This window comes from Aquamicrobium sp. NLF2-7 (assembly GCF_022359935.1).
GTDB classification, from domain to species: domain Bacteria; phylum Pseudomonadota; class Alphaproteobacteria; order Rhizobiales; family Rhizobiaceae; genus Mesorhizobium; species Mesorhizobium lusatiense.
In genome coordinates, this window is sequence record NZ_JAKSED010000001.1 from 1,658,614 (window position 1) to 1,672,307 (window position 13,694).

The following is a 13,694-nucleotide window of genomic DNA, read 5'->3' on the forward strand; positions in this document are numbered from 1 at the left end:
CGCAACTGCAAAAGGCCCGGTTTCGATCGGGCCTTTTCTTTTTGGTTCTCAGGCCGCATGAGTGCTCACATGGCATTCGAAGACAACATCGTCATTGGCAGGGAAGCCGTCATCTATCCCGACGAGCTGGAAGAGGCGTTCATCCGTGCTTCCGGTCCCGGCGGGCAGAACGTCAACAAGGTGGCCACCGCCGTTCAGCTTCGCTTCGACGCTGCCAATGCCCGCGGCCTTTCCGAACGGGTGCGCGAGCGCACCCTGAAGCTCGCCGGGCAGCGCGCCACCAAGGACGGCGTCATCGTCATCGAGGCAGCACGTTTTCGCACTCAGGAGCAGAACCGCGCCGACGCCCGCCAGCGCCTGGCGGCGCTTGTCGCCAGAGCAGCCGAGCCGCCGCCCCCGCCACGCAAGAAGACGAAGCCGACCAAGGGATCGGTGGAACGCCGGCTGAAAGCCAAGGCAGGCCGCTCGGTGGTGAAAAAAATGCGCGGCAGGGTCGACAGCGATTGAAAATTCCCGCGCGTCTTCCATTTTTCTCAATTAGCTGCGAAGACAATGATGGTTAATAAAAGGAGAACCCGATGGGTATTTTCGACTTCGTGAAGAATGTCGGCGCCAAGCTTGGCTTCGGGGACGACGAGACTCCTGATGCGGATGCGCTGAAGAAGGAGCTGGACTCCCACAAGCTCGGCACTGACGACGTCAAGATCGAGGTCAATGGCGACACCGCCGTGCTCAAGGGTCAGGTCGCCGACCAGTCGGCACTCGAGAAGGCGATCATCGCGGTCGGCAACACGCTGGGTGTCTCCAAGGTTCAGGCCGACGAGCTGACGGTGGCAACACCGGATGCCACGGTCAAGGAAGCCGTCTTCTACACGGTCAAGAAGGGCGACAACCTCTCCAAGATCGCCGAAGCCCATTACGGCAAGGGCAAGGCTTCCAAATACACCGTCATCTTCGAGGCCAACAAGCCGATGCTGACGCACCCGGACAAGATCTATCCCGGCCAGGTGCTGCGCATTCCCGATCTCGAAGGCTGAGACCGGAAAATATCCTGAAGGAGCGGCGGCTTTCGGGTCGCCGTTCTGCTTTTCAGTGGTTCATAACTGAAGGCCATGAAAAGACTGATGCCCACCCTGCCCGAAGGCGTGCGCCATTTTCCGCTTTACCTGTCGCCGCAGCAGCAGGCGTCCCTAATCAATGAGATCAGGCAGGTGGTGCAGGAAGCTCCCCTCTTTGTCCCGGCCATGCCACGCACCGGCAAGGAAATGAGCGTGCGCATGACCAATTGCGGCGAGCTCGGCTGGGTCACGGACAAGGAGCGCGGCTATCGCTACCAGCCCACGCACCCGCTGACCGGTGCGCCATGGCCGCCGATTCCTGAAATGCTGCTCGATATCTGGCGCGACGTAGCGGGCCACGACAAGCCGCCGCAGGCCTGCCTGGTCAATTTCTACGATGAGAAGGCCCGCATGGGTCTGCATCAGGATCGTGACGAATCCGACTTTTCCGCTCCGGTGGTGTCCGTCTCGCTGGGTGATGACTGCCGCTTCCGGGTGGGTACCGCAGAGCGCGGCGGATCGACCGCTTCGCTCAGGCTGGCGAGCGGCGATGTGCTGGTTCTGGGTGGACAAAGCCGCCTCGCCTTTCATGGCGTCGACCGCATCTACCCGCAAAGTTCCACGCTGCTGAAGAATGGCGGCCGCATCAACCTGACGCTGCGCCGCGTCACCGCCTGAGCGGCGGGCTGGAGCACCGGGCGCTCTGACGAGCGTATCCCCACTCCTCCAGCTTGATTCCCTTGGCCGCATTTGTGCAATGTCAGACGATTCGGTCTGACTGCAAAATGCTCTACAGCTTGCGCAGCGCCACTTCCTCGATCAGGTGATCGGCGCCCTTGCGCAGGATGAGATCGGCGCGGGGGCGGGTCGGCAGGATGTTCTCGCGCAGGTTCCGCAGGTTGATGTTCATCCACAACCCCTCGGCAATAGCCTGCGCCGCCCCTTCCGAAAGCTGCGAATAACGATGGAAGAAGGAATCCGGATTGCGGAAGGCGGTGTCGCGCAGCCGCATGAAGCGGGCGATGTACCAGTCGTGGATCAGCTTCTCGTCGGCATCGATATAGATGGAGAAGTCGAAGAAATCGGACAGGAACGGCACGAACTTGCCATCCGGCGGCAGATGGCGCGTCTGCAGCACGTTCAGCCCTTCGAAGATCAGGATGTCCGGCCGGTCGATGGTGGTGAAAGCACCCGGCACGACGTCGTAGGTCAGGTGCGAATAAAGCGGCGCCTGCACGTCCTTCTCGCCGGACTTGATCGCCGAAAGAAAGCGCAGCAACGCGCCGACGTCATAGCTCTCGGGAAAGCCCTTGCGCTCCATCAGGTTTTCGCGCCGCAGAACCTCGTTGGGCAGCAGAAAACCGTCCGTCGTCACCAGATCGACCTTCGGGCTGGAGGGCCAGCGCGACAACAATTCCATCAGCACGCGCGCGGTCGTCGATTTTCCGACAGCGACCGAACCGGCAAGGCCGATGATGAAGGGCGTCTTGGAGACCCCCTTGCCATTGAAGAAAACGCGGCGCTGGCTGGCGAGAAGCTGGCTCGCCTCGACATGAGCGTAAAGCAGCCTCGACATCGACAGATAGATGCGCCGGACCTCGTCGAGATCGACCGGATCGTTCAGCGACCGCAGGCGTTTGATTTCCTCGCCCGTCAGGGTCAGCGGCGTGTCGGCCCTGAATTTGGCCCACTCTTCCGCCGAAAAAAACAGATAGGGAGAATACTGTGCGGTCGGCGCAAGCTGATCCATCGCGACTCCAGCCCTCGCTCCGGGGTTCAACCCGGCTGGTTGCGGGATGCCTTTTCGGCGACGCCCGATTGTCCGGTCCGTCGTTCGAGTTCGGCAAGCACCTCGTCGAAGGGAACATCTGCGATCCCCAGCACGACGAGCAGATGATAGATGAGATCGGCGCTTTCCGAAACGATGCCGTCGCGATCTTTCGTAACCGCTGCGATCACCGTTTCCACCGCTTCCTCGCCCAGCTTCTGGGCCGCCTTGTCCATGCCTTTGGCAAACAGCCGTGCGGTCCAGGAATCAGCATCGCCGGAGCGCGCCCGCTCGCGGATCGTTGCTTCCAGGTCGGAGAGCGTGAAACTGGCCATGGCGCCGTTTAAATCCGAACCGGACCGGAGTCGAGTCGAACGTCGATGCCGGCGGCAGCCATATGCGCCTTTGCCTCGGCTATCGAATAGGTGCCGAAGTGGAAGATCGATGCCGCCAGCACCGCCGTCGCATGACCATCGCGGATGCCCGCCACCATGTGGTCGAGCGTGCCAACGCCACCGGAGGCGATCACCGGCGCGCGCACCGCGTCGGCCACGGCGCGCGTCAGGGCGATGTCGTAGCCGGCCTTGGTGCCGTCGCGATCCATGGATGTGAGCAGGATTTCGCCGGCACCGAGATCCACCACTTTCCGGGCAAATTCGATTGCGTCGATGCCGGTGTTTCCGCGTCCGCCATGGGTGAAGATTTCCCAGCGATCCGCCTCGCCCTCGCCGCTCACCTTCTTGGCATCGATGGCGACGACAATGCACTGGTTGCCGAACTTGTCGGCGGCTTCGGCCACGAATTCAGGATTCTTCACCGCAGCCGTATTGATCGACACCTTGTCTGCGCCAGCCAGCAGGAGCTTGCGGATATCGGCCACCTGCCGCACCCCGCCGCCGACCGTCAGCGGCATGAAGCAATGCTCGGCCGTGCGCGCCACCACATCGAAAATGGTCTCGCGGTTGTCGGAGGAAGCGGTGATGTCGAGGAAGCAAAGCTCGTCCGCGCCCGCCGCGTCATAAGCGCGTGCTGCCTCCACCGGATCACCTGCATCCACCAGATCGACGAAATTGACGCCCTTGACGATGCGGCCGTCCTTGACGTCGAGACAGGGAATGACACGCGCCTTGAGGGTCATGAGCGGTCCTCGAACATGGCAGCCTGCGGCTTTGCCTCGCCGCGCAGAACGGCCAGCGCCTCGGCCGGGTCGATGCGCCCGTCATAGAGCGCGCGGCCGGAAATCGCGCCTTCGAGCTTCGCGGCGTCCGGCATGGTCATGCGCACGATGTCGGCGATCGAGGCGAGCCCGCCCGAGGCGATCACCGGAATGGAAACGGCCTCGGCCAGATCGATGGTCGAATTCCAGTTGATGCCGGCCAGCACGCCATCACGGTCGATGTCGGTGTAGATGATGGCCGCCACGCCTGCGCCCTCGAATTGTTTCGCCAGCTCGATGACGCCGAGTTCCGAGGCTTCCGCCCAGCCCTCGACCGCGACCTTGCCGCCGCGTGCATCGATGCCGACCGCGACCTTGCCGGGGAACGTCTTGCAGGCCTGCCTTACCAGTTCGGGCTCACGCACCGCCACCGTGCCGAGGATGACGCGGGCCAGCCCCTTGTCCAGCCAGCTTTCGATATGCGCCAGGGTGCGGATGCCGCCGCCGAGCTGCACCGGGTTCTTCGTCGCCTTCAGGATCGCCTCAACGGCGGCACCGTTGACGCTCTGGCCCTCGAAGGCGCCATTAAGGTCCACGACATGCAACCACTCAAAACCCTGTTCCTCGAAGGCGCGCGCCTGAGCGGCAGGGTCGTCGTTGTAGACGGTGGCCTGCTCCATGTCGCCGAGCTTCAGGCGCACGCACTGGCCGTCCTTGAGGTCGATGGCGGGAAAAAGGATCATGGCGTCCACCTCAGGAAATTGGCGATGAGAGCAAGGCCGAGCGCCTGGCTCTTTTCGGGGTGGAACTGGGTTCCGACGAGATTGTCGCGCGCCACGGCGGCCGTCACCGGCCCGCCATAGTCGGCCACGGCAATGACCTGTTCCGGCTTCTGCGCATCGAGATGATAGGAATGGACGAAATAGGCATGCAGCCCTTTCGGCCCGGTCGGGATGCCGGCAAAGATCGGATGATCGCGCGTCACCTCAAGCGTGTTCCACCCGATCTGGGGAATTTTCAGCGACGGATCGGAGGGCGTGATCTCCTTCACGTCGCCGGCGATCCAGCCGAAGCCCTGCGTGACCGTCTTTTCCAGCCCGCGCGCGGACATGAGCTGCATGCCCACGCAGATGCCGAGGAAGGGGCGGCCTTTATCAATGGCCACTTCCTCCACCGCTTCCCACATGCCGTCCACGGCGCGCAGCCCGGCGGCGCAATCGGCGTAGGCACCGACACCCGGCAGCACGATGCGGTCGGCGCCGCGCACGCGGTCCGCATTCGCCGTGAGTTCTATGTCGGCCGCAATGCCCGCCTCGCGCGCCGCCCGTTCGAAGGCCTTGGTCGCCGAGCGCAGATTGCCCGACCCGTAATCGATGATGGCAACGCGCATGTCAGTTTCTGCCGTATGGGATGAGGCCGAGCGAAGGCGCAGGCGCCGCCCGGTAGACCGGACGCTGTCCGGTTGTTTCTGCGGGAACGATGGCCGGGCTGGGCTCCGGTTCATCCGGCGCGGCGGCAGCCTCATGCGCATAGCGAATATAGGCTTCGTCGGCATTGCCGCCTTCGACGACGCCCCATTGCGTGTAGCCGCGACGGCGAAGCGCTGCGATCCGCATCGCCTGCCCTTCCAGACCCACATAGATCGACACCAGCAACCCCATCAGCGAACCAGCGGCGCCCATGCCGGCCAGCTCGCCAATGGCCGTTGTCCCAGCCATGACGGCGATGGCGATGACGGCCTCAAGCCACAGCCGGTGCCACAGAAGCCATAGCGGTGGGACAAGGAAAGCCGGCCACGAAAAGCGGTCGCGAACCAGAATGGCCTGCTCGCTCCTGCTTTGCGGACTGCCGGAAGGCGGCAGCATCACGACATGGCTTGCCATCGCTACCCCTTCAGCGATCCCTTGGTCGAGGGAATGGCGTCGGGCTGGCGCGGATCGGCTTCCGTCGCCGCGCGCAGCGCCCGCGCCACCGCCTTGAAACAGGTTTCTGCGATATGGTGATTGTTGGCGCCATAGCGGTTGTTCACATGCAGCGTGATGCCCGCGTGCTGCGACAGCGCCTGGAAGAATTCGCGCACCAGCTCAGTGTCAAAAGTGCCGATCTTCGGTGCGGAGAACTCCACGTTCCAGACGAAGAACGGCCGGCCGGAGACATCGAGCGCAGCACTTGTCAGCGTCTCGTCCATGGCCAGATCGAGGGAGGCATAGCGCATGATACCACGCCGTTCGCCCAGCGCCCTGGCCAGCGCCTGACCGATGACGATGCCCGTATCCTCCACCGTGTGGTGGTCGTCGATATGAAGATCGCCGTTGGCGCGCACCGTCATGTCGATCAGCGAATGGCGCGACAGCTGGTCGAGCATGTGATCGAAGAAACCGACGCCGGTGGAGATGTCGGACTTGCCGGTGCCGTCGACATTGAGCGAAACCGTGATCTCGGTCTCTTTCGTCTTGCGGCTGACCTCGGCGGAACGTTCGACCATGAAATCTCTTCCTCGGGGGAAATCTGGAAAACGCAAGCCTTCTAGCAGCATGAAGATGCGATTGCCAGTTGGCAAAGCAGCGTTTGCAATCGCGTGGCGGCGACATAAATAAGCAGGCGAAACATCTCGTCATGCGCCGCTTGCTTCAGATGAAGGAGCGGCGCGATATCGGAGCATCACATGTCGAATGAACTGACCATGCACGCCACGACCATCATCACCGTGCGCAAGGGCGGCAAGGTGGTCATCGCCGGCGACGGACAGGTCAGCCTTGGCCAGACCATCATGAAGGGCAATGCGCGCAAGGTGCGCCGCATCGGCAAGGGCGGCAACGTCATCGCCGGTTTCGCGGGCGCCACCGCCGACGCCTTCACCCTGATGGAGCGGCTTGAGGCGAAACTGGAACAATATCCTGACCAGCTGACACGCGCCTGCGTGGAACTGGCCAAAGACTGGCGCACCGACCGCTATCTGCGCCGGCTGGAAGCCATGATGCTGGTGGCCGACAAGAGCGTGTCGCTCGCGCTGACCGGTAATGGCGATGTGCTGGAGCCCGAACAGGGCGTCATGGCCATCGGCTCCGGCGGCAACTACGCACTGGCCGCCGCACGCGCGCTTATCGATACCGACCTGAGCGCCGAGGACATCGCCCGCAAGGCCATGCAGATCGCAGCCGACATCTGCGTCTACACCAACCACAACTTCGTGGTCGAAACCCTCGATGAAGCCTGACGATACGCCGGACTACGAATTCCGGCCGCTGACGCAGGCTGATCTGCCGCTGGTGGCGCGCTGGCTGGCCGAGCCGCATGTCGCCCGCTGGTGGGGCGAGCGCGACAAGGAACTGGAAGGCATTGCCAGCCACATCGACAGCATTGCCGTCGAGCCCTTCATCATAGAGCTTGGCGGCAAACCCATAGGCTATATCCAGAGCTATGATCCCTATCTGGAAGACGGCGACAATCCTTTCGACGACCAGCCCTTCGGCACGCTTGGCATCGACCAGTTCATCGGCGAGCCTTCTTTTATCGGGCAGGGCCATGGCCCCTGGCTGATCGCGCAGTTTGCGCAGATGATGTTCGAGGAAGGAGCGCCGCGCCTGCTTGTCGATCCGGCCCCCGCCAACAGCCGCGCCATCCGCGCCTACGAGAAGGCAGGCTTTCTTCCAATCGGCCCGCGCATGACCCCGGACGGCGAAGCGATGGTGATGGTGCTCGACAGCGACGAACACGACTGAGGCGGCAGAATGACTATCGCGGCAATTGATGGGCCCCGCATCATTCTGCGGCCATTCTCCGCCACGGATGCGGACGAGACTTTCGTCGCCATCACCCCCAGCCTGACACGGTTCATGAGCTTCGACCTGCCGCCCACGCGCGCCGCCTTCGACGCCATCTGGCAGGCATGGCTTCCCGCCATCGCAGATGGTTCGGACCTCACTTTCTGCATCCGTCACCGGGACTCCGGCCGGTTTCTTGGACTGGCCGGCCTACACGATGCGCAATCTGCCGAACCCGAGCTTGGCATATGGATCAGCGAGCGCGAGCATGGTCACGGCTATGGGCGCGAAGCCGTCAAAGCCGTCGCCCGATGGGCCACGGCTGCCTTGAAACCCTCCTCTTTCCGCTACCCCGTCGCGGAACGGAACCTTTCCAGCCGGCGCATCGCCGAGGCTTTGGGCGGACAGGTCGTCGCCCACGAGACACATCCGAAATATGCCAGCGTGATCTACCGGGTTCCCCCTGTGGCGAGCGACTGATCTGCTTGCCCTCCCCCTGAGAGCCTGCATTTGCACAGGCACCGCGGGGGCCAGCGAAACTTTCCTCTTCAATTTGCCACACTATGTGTTGTCTTCTCGGCGACCGCATGGCGTTGATTCGCCGCGAAAAGGGGACATCGCTTGACCGAGCTGACAGCGCCGCACGAACGCCCTCTCTGGGGACTGGACTGGAAAAAAGGCGTTCTGGCAGCAGTGCTGCTGGTCGCTGCGCAAGCCGCGATCCTGCGCCTCATGGGCCACATCTGGATCTGCAAATGCGGCTACGTGAAGCTGTGGCACGGCGTGGTGGTGAGTTCCGAGAACTCCCAGCACATTTCCGACTGGTACACCTTCTCGCACATCATCCACGGCTTCCTGTTTTACCTGCTGTTCTGGGCGCTGTTTCGCCGTTCCACCGTGTGGACCCGGCTTTCCTTCGCCATCGTGCTCGAAGCCGCATGGGAAATCCTCGAAAACAGCCCGATCATCATCAACCGCTATCGCGAGGCGACAATCTCGCTGGATTATTTCGGCGACAGCATTCTGAATTCGGTTTTCGACACGCTGTTCATGATGTTCGGCTTCTTCCTTGCCGCGCGCCTGCCCGTCTGGCTGATCGTGACGCTGGCCGTCGCGGCGGAACTGATCGTCGGCTATATCATTCGTGACAATCTCACCCTGAATGTCCTGATGCTGGTCTATCCGCTGGACTCGGTGAAGGCCTGGCAGGGAGGTCTGTAATGGCAGCCCTGATACCTGACCAGACCACAATCTCCGGCGACACGCTCCAGCGCGCTCTTACGCAGGGCGTACTGACGCTGCAGCAGGTCGAGATGCTGCGCTATCTGGAAAACACCGCCACTGGCCTGCCCGCGACCGCACCGTCGGACGACGAGAAATTCCGCTTCATCAACGGTTTCGGTGACATTTTCGTCACCATCGGCATTGCCCTTTTCCTCGGCGCGCTTTCCTATTTCGCGGTGGAAGGCATCGGCGGTGCCGGTGCCGGCTTCACCGTGGCACTGGCAAGCTGGCTGCTGGCCGAATATTTCACCCGCAAGCGTCGCATGGCGCTTCCCAGCATCGTTCTGCTGCTCGTCTATGCGGCTTCCGTCTTTTCGGGAACGCTGATCGTCATGGCCGGCACGGAAGCCTTCAATGTCTCCGCGGCAGCGAAGGACAGCTGGCCCGTCGTGATTGCCGGGCTCATCACTATTGCCGCCACGGCCCTGCACTACCGGCGTTTCCGCATCCCCATCACCTTCGCGGCCGGCGTCGCCGCCCTCGTTGCCAGCGTTCTGGCGCTGGTGATCGCCATTGCACCCGATTTTGCGGAAAACTACCTGCGCCCTGTCCTGCTTGTCTGCGGCATCGCGGTCTTCGCGCTTGCCATGCGCTTCGACCTCAGCGACCCGCAACGCCTGACGCGGCGCACCGACATCGCCTTCTGGCTGCACATGCTGGCAGCCCCGCTGGTCGTCCATCCGCTGATCAGCGGGCTGGTCGCCTCCGGAAACCTGAACGCGGCAACGTCGCTTGGCGTGCTGGCGATCTTCATCGGGCTTGCCGTGGTGGCCGTGCTGGTGGACCGTCGCGCCGTTCTGGTGTCCGGCCTTTCCTATGCCGGCATCGCCTTCGGCTCGCTGGTCCGGCAGATCGGCCTTGGCGAAGTGATGGTGCCGCTGACCCTTCTGGTGCTGGGTGCGCTGGTGCTGCTGCTGAGCGCCGGCTGGCATGCGCTGCGGCGGCGCCTGTTCGCGTTGCTGCCCGCTGCCCTTGTACACAGGCTGCCAGCCCATACATAAGCCGCAGCATCTGTTTCACGAGTTATTCAATATGAGCAATTTTTCCCCCCGCGAGATCGTTTCCGAACTCGACCGCTTCATCATCGGCCAGAAGGACGCCAAGCGTGCGGTGGCCATCGCGCTGCGCAACCGCTGGCGCCGCCAGCAGCTCGACGGCCAGATGCGCGAAGAGGTGACGCCGAAGAATATCCTGATGATCGGCCCGACCGGCGTCGGCAAGACCGAGATCTCGCGCCGGCTGGCGAAGCTCGCCAACGCGCCCTTCGTCAAGGTCGAGGCCACCAAGTTCACCGAAGTCGGCTATGTCGGCCGCGACGTGGAGCAGATCGTGCGCGATCTGGTCGAAATCGCCATCGGCCTGACCCGCGAGAAGATGCGCGAGGACGTCAAGGCCCGCGCCCATCTCAACGCCGAGGAACGTGTGCTCGAAGCGCTTGTCGGCAAGACCGCCTCGCCCGCGACCCGCGATTCCTTCCGCAAGAAGCTGCGCGATGGCGAGCTGGACGACAAGGAGATCGAGGTCGAGGTGGCCGATACCGGCAATGGCGGCATGCCCGGCTTCGACATTCCCGGCATGCCGGGCGCCAATATCGGCGTGCTCAACATCAACGACATGCTGTCGAAGGCCATGGGCGGCAAGCGCACCAAGATGCGCAAGACGACCGTCAAGGAGTCCTACGATCTGCTGATCGCCGACGAGTCCGACAAGCTGCTCGATCAGGACGAGGTTGTGCGCCAGGCGTTGGAATCGGCCGCCAATGACGGCATCGTCTTCCTCGACGAGATCGACAAGATCGCCGCCCGTTCCGACGTTTCCGGCGGTCCTTCGCGCGAAGGCGTGCAGCGCGACCTGCTGCCGCTGGTCGAGGGCACCACCGTGGCAACGAAATACGGACCGGTGAAGACCGACCATATCCTGTTCATCGCGTCGGGCGCCTTCCACGTCTCCAAGCCTTCGGACCTGCTGCCCGAGTTGCAGGGCCGCCTGCCTATCCGGGTCGAGCTGCGGGCGCTGGAGAAGGAAGACTTCGTGCGCATCCTCACCGAAACCGAAGCCAGCCTCATCAAGCAATATGTGGCGCTGATGGCGACCGAGGGCGTGAAACTGGAAATCACCGAGGACGCCATCGACGCGCTGGCCGGCATCGCCGTGGACCTCAATTCGACGGTCGAGAACATCGGCGCGCGCCGCTTGCAGACGGTGATGGAGCGGGTTCTGGACGAAATTTCCTTCGACGCGCCGGACCGCGACGGCACCACCGTCACCATCGATGCCGCCTATGTGCAGAAGCATGTCGGCGAGATGGCAAAGAACACGGACCTGTCGCGCTTCATCCTGTGAAGCGCGGCCCGGCCGTCCTCACATCAGCCTGAACGGAATGCCGGAAGCCAGCGCCTTTACATAGCGCGGCTTCTGGTAAAGACCGTTCAGCGACACCCGCGGCAGCGCTGTCGGCTGACCGGGGCTGGCCGCCCCCAGCACGCCCGGCCGGGTGGTCACGGCAATGGAGAGCCCCGCCTCGCGCGCAGCGCTGAACTCTCGCTCCCCCGCCGCCGTGGCGAAGCCATAGGGATAGGCGAAGCTCGATGGCCGCTTGTCCGTCCACTCTTCCACCGCCCGGATCGATCCTTCGATCTCGCTTGCCAGTCGGGCCGCATCGACACGCCTGAGATTCACATGGGTAAGCGTATGAGCGCCGAAACAGGCGAGCGGATCCCGCGCCAGTTCCCGTACCTCGTCCGCATTCATGACGAGATCGTCCACGATCGCCAGCGGATCAACGCCATGCCTGATCGCCTCGGCATCGAGCCGGGCGATGGCGTCATCCTCATCACCGGCCTGAATGAAGGATGAAAGACGGTCGAACGCCGCCTGTTTGCGGGCAACCGTGTTCAGAGGCAGGCTCTCCGGTCCGTCGCCGAAATCGAATGCCAGTTCGGTCGTACGGCGAATGAGGGTCCCCGCCGTTTCCCACCACAGCGAACGGGTGCGCTCGACAAAGCCACGGCACAGGAAGATCGTGTAGGGCACGCCATGCCTGCGAAACACCGGCGCCGCATGCTGCGCATTGTTGCGGTAGCCATCATCCAGCGTGAAGCAAACGAAACGCCGGCGGTCGTCGGGATCGGCCAGCAATTGCGGCAAATCCTCCAGCGCCACCGGCACCATGCCGGTGCCAAGGCACGTTTCGATCGCCGCATCGAGAAATTCCGGCGTCACCGAAAGCAGGGCGTTCGGATCGAACGCGTGACCCTGATGCGGACGCACATGATGCAGGGTAAAGATGACGCCGCGCCCTGCCGCCTGCGACCAGACCGCACCGGCATTGGTAAGTGCGACGGCTTCGAGCCCCGCCCTGATCGCCGCATCGCGGATCGCACGCCGAAGCGTGGTTTTCATGGTCATGAGCGCGCCGCGCCTTTTCCAAGCAAGCGCCGCGTCAGTACCCGCCACGCCGTCAGCGGCAGGTCGAAAAGCCCCGGCCGCAAATCATTGGCCGCCCAGGCAGCACCGGCGCGCACCGACATCAGCGACACCAGAAAGGTACCAGGCGTCAGCGCGCCGCGCCAGCAAAGCTGTGCGCCCGCGATGATGTCGCGCGACAGATAGGTCCATGCGGCACCTTCCTCGGCCTGCGCTGTGGAAGCAGTGCCGCCGTTCGTCACCTCCCACAGCATCCGGCCAAGATCGACGCCCGATGCTGCCGCCAGCGCGAACCACGACCATGGCCGGGGATTGACGTCGAGCAGCTTCAGAACCCGGTCGCGGGCATCGTATTTGAACTCGATTTCCACCAGACCCGAAAAATCCACCGATCGCAGCAGAAGGCGCGCGGCTTCTGCCGCATCCGGGCGCTCGACCACCTCGACGAAAGTGCTGGTGTAGCCGAAATCGACGGGATACTGCCGCGCCCGGCGCGCCGTGAATTCCGCCACCGGCTGGCCCTCATGCCAGAGCGCGGCATAGGAGAACTGGCTCTCGCCCCCACCCGAAATGAGCTGCTGCACGACGACGTTTGCCGCGCCAATTTCGCCGGCTGCATCTGCAAAAGCAGCGCGGAATGAAGCGGCGTCGTCCGTCCGTATCACCTTGGCCCGCGCCAGATGCGACGAACCGCCCCCCATATTGGGCTTCAGCACCACGGGAAAAGCGATATTCGCCGTTTCAGCTTCATCCGCCGAGGCGAAGGCATAAGTGTGTGGAACGGCAAGGCCCAGCTCCGCCGCCCGCCGATAGAGCAGCGGCTTCTCGCACAGCCATTGCAGCCTTTCCCACGGCGGCAATGTCAGGCGAAAGCGTTTCTCAAGCATCTCCCGCGCCTGCGCAACCAGACGCACCTCCGCATCGCCGCCGGCAACGAGAAGCCAGCCGCTCAGTCCGTGCGATTCCGCAAGCCCGGTCAGATATGCCGCCGCACCCGGATCATCCGGCCCTGGCCAGCCGAAGTTGTGCTGCACATGACGCGACCAGCCCGGCAAAGGCGTGTCATGGGAGACGTAGCACACCGGCACTTTTGCCGCCCCGAGGCTGCGCGCGAGCGCCAGCGAACCATGGGCGCCGCCAAGAATGACGACGCCGCCCGGTGCTGAGGGAATTGAACTGTCCGTATGCGACACGCTGGCATCCATGGAGGAACGCTAGCGCATTTGCGTTAACAAGGG

18 protein-coding genes are annotated in these 13,694 nt (G+C 63.3%); 9 read left to right on the forward strand and 9 right to left on the reverse strand.

Features of this window, described 5'->3' with window-relative positions; all coding sequences use genetic code 11:
* The first annotated feature begins 69 nt into the window (after positions 1-69).
* From arfB to MIC97_RS08120, 3 genes are all read left to right on the forward strand, one after another.
* Complete coding sequence (arfB, locus tag MIC97_RS08110) at positions 70-507, forward strand: alternative ribosome rescue aminoacyl-tRNA hydrolase ArfB (RefSeq protein ID WP_035027148.1); 438 nt, start codon at positions 70-72, stop codon at positions 505-507.
* Positions 508-578: 71 nt separating this feature from the next.
* Positions 579-1,037: a peptidoglycan-binding protein LysM gene (lysM, locus tag MIC97_RS08115; RefSeq protein WP_239799595.1), complete on the forward strand. Its 459-nt coding sequence runs from the start codon at positions 579-581 to the stop codon at positions 1,035-1,037.
* A gap of 87 nt (positions 1,038-1,124) precedes the next feature.
* A complete protein-coding gene (locus MIC97_RS08120; RefSeq protein ID WP_239801070.1) occupies positions 1,125-1,736 on the forward strand; it encodes an alpha-ketoglutarate-dependent dioxygenase AlkB in 612 nt (203 codons plus the stop codon).
* 112 nt (positions 1,737-1,848) lie between these two features.
* Here MIC97_RS08120 and coaA read toward each other — a convergent pair whose 3' ends face one another.
* The 7 genes from coaA to hisB are packed head-to-tail and all read right to left on the reverse strand — an operon-like array spanning position 1,849 to position 6,467.
* Entirely contained in the window at positions 1,849-2,808 is a 960-nt protein-coding gene (gene coaA, locus MIC97_RS08125; protein WP_239799596.1) for a type I pantothenate kinase, read from the reverse strand.
* 26 nt (positions 2,809-2,834) lie between these two features.
* Positions 2,835-3,161 carry a phosphoribosyl-ATP diphosphatase gene (locus MIC97_RS08130; RefSeq protein ID WP_239799597.1) on the reverse strand — a complete coding sequence of 109 codons (327 nt, stop codon included), beginning with the start codon at positions 3,159-3,161 and terminating at the stop codon, positions 2,835-2,837.
* An 8-nt stretch (positions 3,162-3,169) separates the two neighbouring features.
* A complete protein-coding gene (hisF, locus tag MIC97_RS08135; protein WP_239799598.1) occupies positions 3,170-3,964 on the reverse strand; it encodes an imidazole glycerol phosphate synthase subunit HisF in 795 nt (264 codons plus the stop codon).
* Entirely contained in the window at positions 3,961-4,725 is a 765-nt protein-coding gene (gene hisA, locus MIC97_RS08140; RefSeq protein ID WP_239799599.1) for a 1-(5-phosphoribosyl)-5-[(5-phosphoribosylamino)methylideneamino]imidazole-4-carboxamide isomerase, read from the reverse strand. Before hisA ends, hisF begins: the two co-directional genes overlap by 4 nt.
* Complete coding sequence (hisH, locus tag MIC97_RS08145; protein WP_239799600.1) at positions 4,722-5,372, reverse strand: imidazole glycerol phosphate synthase subunit HisH; 651 nt, start codon at positions 5,370-5,372, stop codon at positions 4,722-4,724. The genes hisA and hisH overlap by 4 nt, the downstream gene beginning before the upstream one ends.
* Position 5,373: 1 nt before the next feature.
* Positions 5,374-5,865: a DUF2628 domain-containing protein gene (locus MIC97_RS08150; protein WP_239799601.1), complete on the reverse strand. Its 492-nt coding sequence runs from the start codon at positions 5,863-5,865 to the stop codon at positions 5,374-5,376.
* Between the two features lie 2 nt (positions 5,866-5,867).
* Positions 5,868-6,467, reverse strand: coding sequence for an imidazoleglycerol-phosphate dehydratase HisB (hisB, locus tag MIC97_RS08155; protein ID WP_239799602.1), 600 nt, complete (start codon positions 6,465-6,467; stop codon positions 5,868-5,870).
* A 180-nt stretch (positions 6,468-6,647) separates the two neighbouring features.
* Here hisB and hslV point away from each other — a divergent pair, with 180 nt between their 5' ends.
* From hslV to hslU, 6 genes are all read left to right on the forward strand, one after another.
* A complete protein-coding gene (gene hslV, locus MIC97_RS08160) occupies positions 6,648-7,199 on the forward strand; it encodes an ATP-dependent protease subunit HslV (RefSeq protein ID WP_239799603.1) in 552 nt (183 codons plus the stop codon).
* Complete coding sequence (locus tag MIC97_RS08165; RefSeq protein ID WP_239799604.1) at positions 7,189-7,704, forward strand: GNAT family N-acetyltransferase; 516 nt, start codon at positions 7,189-7,191, stop codon at positions 7,702-7,704. The genes hslV and MIC97_RS08165 overlap by 11 nt, the downstream gene beginning before the upstream one ends.
* Before the next feature lie 9 nt (positions 7,705-7,713).
* Positions 7,714-8,226, forward strand: coding sequence for a GNAT family N-acetyltransferase (locus MIC97_RS08170; RefSeq protein ID WP_239799605.1), 513 nt, complete (start codon positions 7,714-7,716; stop codon positions 8,224-8,226).
* A gap of 141 nt (positions 8,227-8,367) precedes the next feature.
* A complete protein-coding gene (locus MIC97_RS08175; protein WP_239799606.1) occupies positions 8,368-8,967 on the forward strand; it encodes a DUF2585 domain-containing protein in 600 nt (199 codons plus the stop codon).
* Positions 8,967-10,031 carry a hypothetical protein gene (locus MIC97_RS08180; protein WP_239799607.1) on the forward strand — a complete coding sequence of 355 codons (1,065 nt, stop codon included), beginning with the start codon at positions 8,967-8,969 and terminating at the stop codon, positions 10,029-10,031. The genes MIC97_RS08175 and MIC97_RS08180 overlap by 1 nt, the downstream gene beginning before the upstream one ends.
* Positions 10,032-10,062: 31 nt before the next feature.
* Positions 10,063-11,373, forward strand: a complete 1,311-nt coding sequence (gene hslU, locus MIC97_RS08185; protein ID WP_239799608.1) for an ATP-dependent protease ATPase subunit HslU — start codon at positions 10,063-10,065, stop codon at positions 11,371-11,373.
* Positions 11,374-11,391: 18 nt separating this feature from the next.
* On the opposite strand, the gene MIC97_RS08190 is transcribed toward hslU, so the two are convergent.
* Together MIC97_RS08190 and MIC97_RS08195 are read right to left on the reverse strand one after the other, a co-directional pair.
* On the reverse strand, positions 11,392-12,438 hold the full coding sequence (locus MIC97_RS08190) for a polysaccharide deacetylase family protein (RefSeq protein ID WP_239799609.1): 1,047 nt from the start codon (positions 12,436-12,438) through the stop codon (positions 11,392-11,394).
* Positions 12,435-13,649 (reverse strand): ATP-grasp domain-containing protein, encoded by a 1,215-nt coding sequence (locus MIC97_RS08195; protein ID WP_239799610.1) that lies wholly within the window; start codon positions 13,647-13,649, stop codon positions 12,435-12,437. The genes MIC97_RS08190 and MIC97_RS08195 overlap by 4 nt, the downstream gene beginning before the upstream one ends.
* Positions 13,650-13,694: the final 45 nt, after the last annotated feature.

What these genes read in the sequence shown, in the direction of transcription:
- hisF (WP_239799598.1), bottom strand. Translation starts at nt 3,964, where the DNA reads ATGACCCTCAAGGCGCGTGTCATTCCCTGTCTCGACGTCAAGGACGGC.
- hisB (WP_239799602.1), bottom strand. Translation starts at nt 6,467, where the DNA reads ATGGTCGAACGTTCCGCCGAGGTCAGCCGCAAGACGAAAGAGACCGAG.
- MIC97_RS08165 (WP_239799604.1), top strand. Translation starts at nt 7,189, where the DNA reads ATGAAGCCTGACGATACGCCGGACTACGAATTCCGGCCGCTGACGCAG.
- MIC97_RS08150 (WP_239799601.1), bottom strand. Translation starts at nt 5,865, where the DNA reads ATGGCAAGCCATGTCGTGATGCTGCCGCCTTCCGGCAGTCCGCAAAGC.
- hslV (WP_239799603.1), top strand. Translation starts at nt 6,648, where the DNA reads ATGTCGAATGAACTGACCATGCACGCCACGACCATCATCACCGTGCGC.
- MIC97_RS08120 (WP_239801070.1), top strand. Translation starts at nt 1,125, where the DNA reads ATGCCCACCCTGCCCGAAGGCGTGCGCCATTTTCCGCTTTACCTGTCG.
- hisA (WP_239799599.1), bottom strand. Translation starts at nt 4,725, where the DNA reads ATGATCCTTTTTCCCGCCATCGACCTCAAGGACGGCCAGTGCGTGCGC.
- MIC97_RS08190 (WP_239799609.1), bottom strand. Translation starts at nt 12,438, where the DNA reads ATGACCATGAAAACCACGCTTCGGCGTGCGATCCGCGATGCGGCGATC.
- arfB (WP_035027148.1), top strand. Translation starts at nt 70, where the DNA reads ATGGCATTCGAAGACAACATCGTCATTGGCAGGGAAGCCGTCATCTAT.
- MIC97_RS08170 (WP_239799605.1), top strand. Translation starts at nt 7,714, where the DNA reads ATGACTATCGCGGCAATTGATGGGCCCCGCATCATTCTGCGGCCATTC.
- coaA (WP_239799596.1), bottom strand. Translation starts at nt 2,808, where the DNA reads ATGGATCAGCTTGCGCCGACCGCACAGTATTCTCCCTATCTGTTTTTT.
- MIC97_RS08130 (WP_239799597.1), bottom strand. Translation starts at nt 3,161, where the DNA reads ATGGCCAGTTTCACGCTCTCCGACCTGGAAGCAACGATCCGCGAGCGG.
- hisH (WP_239799600.1), bottom strand. Translation starts at nt 5,372, where the DNA reads ATGCGCGTTGCCATCATCGATTACGGGTCGGGCAATCTGCGCTCGGCG.
- hslU (WP_239799608.1), top strand. Translation starts at nt 10,063, where the DNA reads ATGAGCAATTTTTCCCCCCGCGAGATCGTTTCCGAACTCGACCGCTTC.
- lysM (WP_239799595.1), top strand. Translation starts at nt 579, where the DNA reads ATGGGTATTTTCGACTTCGTGAAGAATGTCGGCGCCAAGCTTGGCTTC.
- MIC97_RS08180 (WP_239799607.1), top strand. Translation starts at nt 8,967, where the DNA reads ATGGCAGCCCTGATACCTGACCAGACCACAATCTCCGGCGACACGCTC.